Annotated in this window: 2 protein-coding genes; both read left to right on the forward strand. The window is 63.4% G+C overall.

The genetic code is table 11. The annotated features are described in order from the left end of the window. On the forward strand, positions 1-1,156 hold a 1,156-nt coding region (locus tag WBF82_RS17345; RefSeq protein WP_424384199.1), incomplete at its 5' end, for an SRPBCC family protein. After that, positions 1,153-2,453, forward strand: a 1,301-nt coding sequence (locus WBF82_RS17350) for a flavin-containing monooxygenase (protein WP_424384200.1), incomplete at its 3' end; no start/stop codon positions are given. The genes WBF82_RS17345 and WBF82_RS17350, both read left to right, overlap by 4 nt.

Raw genomic sequence — 2,453 nt, forward strand, 5'->3', positions numbered from 1 at the left:
CGCCACCCTGAATAGGCTTGCCAGACTTGGCAGTCAACCGCTGACTGCGCCACAGGGCGACGGGGGCAGGCGGCGTGCCTGCGTCCGTAATCCCGACGGCGTCTATGTCGAAATCATGGAGGACGACCCGCTGCCGCAATTCGACCGGCACGGGCGCATCGATTGCTCGGCCGCGATCCGTTCGGTGACGGCGTCGGTTTCCCAGTTAGCCGATGCGGCAGCATTTTTCGAAGAAGGTATCGGCCTCAAGGCCAGCGCCGTGGCCCTTCATGCACCCGAGCACGAGGCGTTGTGGGGCCTCGCAGGCGCCACCACAGAAAGCCGACTATTCGATGGCGGCGAGGTGCTGATCGAGGTCGTGCATTACCTCGAGCCCGCCGGGAAGCCGCGGCCCGACGACTACCGCGTATCAGATCAGGGCATTCTCAACATCGCGTTCGGTGCGCGCCGCAAGCCGGACTTCGACGCAGTGTATCGGCGTGCCGAAGCGTTTGGTGCCAAGTCCAATTGCCGACCCGTTCACCTACCCGGCGCCGGCTCCGTGGTGTACATCAATGACCCGCATGGCTTTTCCGTTGAAATCCTCCGAACGAAAACTGGACTGGCCGACCGTATCTTCGGATTCGAGCCACGACCATTGCACAAGCGCCCGGATCCGGATACGCGCCGGATCCAACACCGGATCAAGATCAACGCGCCGGCCGCCAAAGTGTGGGACGCAATCACCGATCAAGACACCATGGCCCGGTGGATCGGGTTCGACCCGGTTACGGTGCGCAAGGAAGGCTGGACACAGCGCCACGGCGCCGGGTCCGAACGCCTGATGCAAGGCCCGCGCGGAGTCGGCCAGGTCGCGGAGCAAGTCGTTGCCACTGTCCCGCAGCAAAGCCTGCGCTACCGCGTCATTGAAGGGTCACCGCTGACCTGTCACCAAGGCGAGATCACGCTGAAGGAATCCGACGTGCAGACCGAGTTGGTTTGGTCCATCCGCTTTCGGCCCAGGGTCGCCGGTACCGGCGCGCTTCTGCAGAAGGTATTGAAGGCCAAGCTGCGAACCATGCTCGACGGACATCTCAAGCCCTACATCGAAAACTCCACGGCTGCTGGTGTTTTCACGACACCCGACTCGGCGAACACCGAAACGACTGTCAGATGAACGCGAATCTACCCGGTCCCCACCATGTCGGCGTGTTGATCATCGGGGCCGGCTTCTCCGGGCTCGGCGCCGCGATCACCCTCCAAAAGGACGGGTACACCAACTTTCTCGTGCTCGAGCGGGGAAACAATGTCGGCGGCACCTGGCGAGTGAACACCTATCCCGGCGCGGCCTGCGATGTGCCGTCACACCTGTACTCCTACTCGTTCGCGCCGAACCGCAAGTGGACCCGTTCGTACTCGAAACAGCCCGAAATCGAGGCCTACATCCGGCAGGTTGCCCGAGAGCACCAGGTGCTCGACAGACACCGGTTCGGCTGCGAGGTTCACGAGGTGCGCTGGAACGCTCAGGAGGCGCGGTGGCACGTGAGCACGTCGCAGGGAAGCTTCACAGCGAATTTCGTGGTTTCGGCCGTGGGTCCGCTGACCGAGCCGGCATTGCCGGACATTGAGGGTCTCGAGGAGTTTGAAGGCGAGATGTTCCACTCCGCCCGGTGGAACCACGACGTCGACCTGACCGGCAAACGCGTTGCGGTCATCGGCACCGGGGCCTCGGCCATCCAGATCATCCCCGAACTGGCAAAGACCGTGCGGCAGCTGGACGTGTATCAGCGCACCGCGCCATGGGTCCTTCCCCGTTTCGACCGTGACTACACGATCGCCGAACGCCTTGCCTTCGCGCACGTTCCGGGCTATCAGCGGTTGATCCGAATCGCCATGTACTGGAGTAAGGAACTCGTCGGTTTCGCCTTGACCTATGCACCCAAAATGCTTGTGCCGGTACAGAAACTAGCCAAGCGCCATATCGAGCGCGCGACCGCCGATACCCGGCTGCGCGCCAAAGTCACCCCCCGCTGGGAGATCGGCTGCAAGCGCATTCTGATGTCGAACACCTACTACCCGGCACTGGCACAACCCCACGTCGATGTGGTCACCGATGGCATCGCCGGGGTGCGGCCCAACGCCATCGTCGCCACCGATGGCAGCGTGCGTGAGGTCGACGCCATCGTCGTTGCCACGGGCTTTCACGTCACCGACTCACCAACCAACGACCGCATCATCGGCCGCGGCGGTCACAGCCTCGCCGGCACCTGGCAACGGGCGGGCACGAAGGCGTACAAGGGGTCGACCGTGCACGGTTTCCCTAACCTGTTAGTCAGGACCGGGCCCGGGACGGGGTCTGGTCACACGTCGGCCGTCTTCATGATCGAGTCGCAGCTGAATTATCTGCGGGATCTGATCCGCACGACGACCGCACGGGGCATCGTGACCGTCGAGGTCCGCAAGGACGTGCAACG

The organism is Mycobacterium sp., from assembly GCF_049673265.1.
In the GTDB taxonomy this organism is placed as follows: Bacteria; Actinomycetota; Actinomycetes; order Mycobacteriales; family Mycobacteriaceae; genus Mycobacterium.